Raw genomic sequence first — 1332 nt, 5'->3', positions numbered from 1 at the left:
ACTATAAATGAGCAAGTTCGTGATTTTGCATAAAAGAAAGACACCTCGATTCCGTGTGTTGTATAATGAAAGTGCCTAAACAAACATTTGCAACATTTACGAAAGAAGGTGTCTCTCGCAAATACTATACATCATTCCGCATTCATATACAACCAGCTTAAGAAATTAAATTTATGCAAATTTTATTCGAACCGGGTGATAAACCACCTTATAAGTATCCTGATCAGCATTTTCATTTCAGGATATCATGGAAAAACCACGGATTTTGCTAAAAACAGTTCCTGTCACAGAACTACGATTGCACATTTCCTTAATTCAGGGAAATGGGATGATTCTCTACTTTCAGATACGTTAAAACGTTCTGTTATAGAGATTATTTATTCAGAAGCAGCACGCACCGGAAAGCCTGTTTTCTGCATTGTAGACGATACGATAGCTTCAAAGACAAAGCCTTCGTCACAGGCTCTGCATCCGATTGAAGATGCGTACTTTCACCAATCCCATTTAAAGGGGAAACAGGACTACGGACATCAGGCAGTAGCTGTTATGCTTTCCTGTAACGGCATTGTCCTGAACTATGCTTTTGTAATGTACAATAAATCAATTTCCAAGATTGATATTGTACAAAATATTGCAAAGGAACTGCCTGTTCCACCAGTAATGTCTTATTTCCTTTGTGACTGCTGGTATGTTTCTGAAAAAATAATCAATACTTTTGTACAGAAAGGGTTCCATACCATTGGTGCTTTGAAAACAAACCGTCTGCTGTATCCATCAGGAATGAAAAAGAAACTCAGTGAACTGGCTGCTGAACGATCCACAACACATAAAGGATTTGACCTCGTCACAGTCAAAAAACGCAACTATTATGTGTACCGGTATGAGGGAAACCTCAGCGGCATAGAAAATGCAGTTGTTCTTTTAAGCTATCCTGAAAAAGCATTTGGTAATCCTAAAGCACTACGTGCTTTCATTAGCACAAATGTATCCTTATCTACACAGGAGATCCTTTCCTGTTATGTTTGTCGATGGCCGATTGAGATATTTTTCAGGCAATGCAAAAACCATCTGGCCCTGGATACATACCAGATACGCTCCTCAAAGGGAATACAGAGGTACTGGCTGTTGATGTCACTGACACATTATATTTGTGTCACAGGAACTGGCGGATATCGGTCTTTTCAAGATGGATATCATCGAATCTGTAGTGCCGTTCATCAGGAAAAGTATCAGTATCTATTCCTATGTGCAAAAGCAAGTGATGATTTTGAAGCATTTATGAAATTAGCAGGATAATTTTGTGCATTTTTTCAAATTTGCTCATTTATAGTT

At 38.1% G+C, this 1332-nt stretch carries 1 protein-coding gene; it reads left to right on the top strand.

The window, feature by feature from the left end; all coding sequences use genetic code 11:
• The first annotated feature begins 195 nt into the window (after positions 1–195).
• Complete coding sequence (locus tag HFM85_RS15955; protein WP_243097413.1) at positions 196–1296, top strand: transposase; 1101 nt, start codon at positions 196–198, stop codon at positions 1294–1296.
• The last annotated feature ends 36 nt before the right edge of the window (positions 1297–1332 follow it).

Source organism: Blautia schinkii, from assembly GCF_013304825.1.
GTDB lineage: Bacteria > Bacillota > Clostridia > Lachnospirales > Lachnospiraceae > Blautia_A > Blautia_A schinkii_B.
This window is presented reverse-complemented; position numbering and strand designations above follow the sequence as displayed.